General features: G+C 56.6%; 4 protein-coding genes. All 4 read right to left on the minus strand.

Annotated elements, in window-relative coordinates:
* The coding region (locus tag C7K08_RS13625) for a cobyric acid synthase (RefSeq protein WP_106501077.1) at nucleotides 1–1,228 on the minus strand (1,228 nt) is incomplete at its 3' end.
* Nucleotides 1,229–1,257: 29 nt separating this feature from the next.
* The gene (locus tag C7K08_RS13630; RefSeq protein ID WP_106501075.1) at nucleotides 1,258–1,656 is read right to left on the minus strand and encodes a type II toxin-antitoxin system death-on-curing family toxin; all 399 of its coding nucleotides are present in this window, start codon (nucleotides 1,654–1,656) and stop codon (nucleotides 1,258–1,260) included.
* Nucleotides 1,653–1,874, minus strand: coding sequence for an AbrB/MazE/SpoVT family DNA-binding domain-containing protein (locus tag C7K08_RS13635; protein WP_161955938.1), 222 nt, complete (start codon nucleotides 1,872–1,874; stop codon nucleotides 1,653–1,655). The genes C7K08_RS13630 and C7K08_RS13635 overlap by 4 nt, the downstream gene beginning before the upstream one ends.
* A 49-nt stretch (nucleotides 1,875–1,923) precedes the next feature.
* The coding region (locus C7K08_RS13640) for an Npun_F0494 family protein (protein WP_193464840.1) at nucleotides 1,924–2,166 on the minus strand (243 nt) is incomplete at its 5' end.

The following is a 2,166-nucleotide window of genomic DNA, read 5'->3' on the forward strand; positions in this document are numbered from 1 at the left end:
GTGCAATCGTGCTGCCGCGGTGTAGCTCGAAGCCTTCGATTTGGAGGGAGTCGATTGCTGAAGTGTGGTTGTTGAGGGTCGGCCACAGGGCTTGGCTCGCGCGCTGCCGCAGGGCCTTCTCGCCGCCGAACACGGTGCGAAGCGGCAGCAGGTTGAGCCCTGCGGCTTGGGTAGGGCCATGGATGCTGCCTTCATGGCCATCGGGGTCATGCAGCTCACGACCAAGGAGCTGCATGCCTCCGCACACGCCGAACACATGGCCGCCCCCAGCTGCATACAGCTGCAAAGTGGTGGCAAAACCGTTTTGTTTGAGGGCCTCCAGATCCCGCAGYGTTTGCTTGCTGCCTGGCACGATCACYGCATCKGSTTGGCCGAGCKCTTCTCCRGGTGCCACCCAGCGCAGYTGAACCGATGGTTCGGCTTCYAGGGGGTCAAGGTCGGAGAAGTTGCTCAGCGATGGCAGCTTCAGCACCGCGATCTCCAGCTCGGCGCYGCGCTTGCGGCCACGGCGTTCCAAMAGATCAAGGGAATCCTCCGGTGGAAATAGTTCATCCAGCCAGGGCATCASCCCCAGCACAGGAATSCCGGTGTGGGCCTCCAGCCAGCGGCGSCCYTCATCAAACAGTTCGCGGCGGCCGCGAAARCGGTTGATCAGCAGCCCGCGAATTAACGGACGCTCCACCGGCCGCAGCAGCGCCAAGGTGCCCACCAGCTGAGCGAACACGCCACCGCGCTCGATATCGGCTACCAAAATGCAATTTGCTCGCAAATATTGAGCTAGGCGCAGGTTTGTTAGATCCCGGGATTGCAGATTTACCTCAACAGGGCTGCCGGCCCCCTCGAGCACCAAGCGTCCGCCGGGGTGRGTTGCCTGCAGTTCGCTAAGKCCCTGGCGGATTGCCGCCCAACCGGGTTTGAACCAGTCGCGGTAATAGTGCTCAGCGCGGGCCTGCCCCACTGATACACCTAGATGAATTAACTCACTGGTGGAATCACCCTGGGGTTTTAAAAGCACTGGATTCATGCTGTGGTGGGGCWCCAGCCCAGCCGCCCAGGCTTGCAGCGCCTGGGAGTAGGCCATCTCGCCACCGGTTTGATCCACCCAGGCGTTATTGCTCATGTTTTGCCCTTTAAAAGGCAGCGGTTTTTCTCCGCGACGCTGCAATACCCGGCAAAGGGCAGCCGTCATCAATGATTTGCCCGCACCACTGCTGGTGCCAAGCACCATTAAGGGGGTGRGTTGATTAGGGGTTTTCATTACTTAGCAACGCTGCTGGCAACAAACCAGGCCTCTAATTCAGGCCAAGCCAACAATCCACCAGCCAGTTGCTGAATTTTTTGAACAACTGCTGCGTTGGAAGCTTTAAAAGCAAAGCCGTTGAGTCCAAGAAACACAACCGCAACCAAAAAGCCAGTTCTTTTGTTGCCATCGCTAAATGGATGCCCCACAACAATCGCTTCTGCATGGGCAGCTGCAATTAGGGGGATTGAAGTTAATTCTCCAAAACTCCAGCGCTGCTTTGGGCGAGCTAGGGCTGAACACAAGGCTGAATCTGAGCGCATTCCCTGCAGCCCCCCGTGCTCAAGAATTTGTTGATGATGAATTGCAATAAMAGCTGCTTCAGGTACCCAACGGGGCTCTGAAGGCAGGTTCATTGAGCCAATTGGCGCAGGGCTGGTTGATATGAGCGAGCCGCTTCTGAGGCAAGGGCCAGTGCCTCTTGCAGGGTTGGGTTGAAAGGTGAGAGTAAAATGCCCTGCTCGGTTTCAATAGCTTCGATTCGATCTCCTGGAGCGAGATGAAATCTACGAGCCATTTCACTTGGAATGGTTGCGCTCACAGATCCACCAGATCTACGCARGGTAACTTCCATTGTTATTGCGCCCATAGGAGTAGCACATTAATGCTACAGGCTGAACTGCTCAAAGCCTCGGCCAGTGGCGCCGGAGCCAATGGCGCAGGCGCCGTAGTTTTGTTGCTGAGGGAATTTCCCCTGGCCACATGAGGAGAACCTGTTTACCCATGGGTGTTAAACGCACTCGATGGGTTAAGCCCTGGCCATCAACTTCGCGTCGCAACACACCTAATTTGATCAACCAACAAAAAATATTTTCAGTGGCATCTGCATTGAGATCGGCTTTGCACCAGCTCCGTTGCGCGCAAAC

It is taken from the genome of Synechococcus lacustris str. Tous, assembly GCF_003011125.1.
Classification (GTDB): domain Bacteria; phylum Cyanobacteriota; class Cyanobacteriia; order PCC-6307; family Cyanobiaceae; genus Synechococcus_D; species Synechococcus_D lacustris.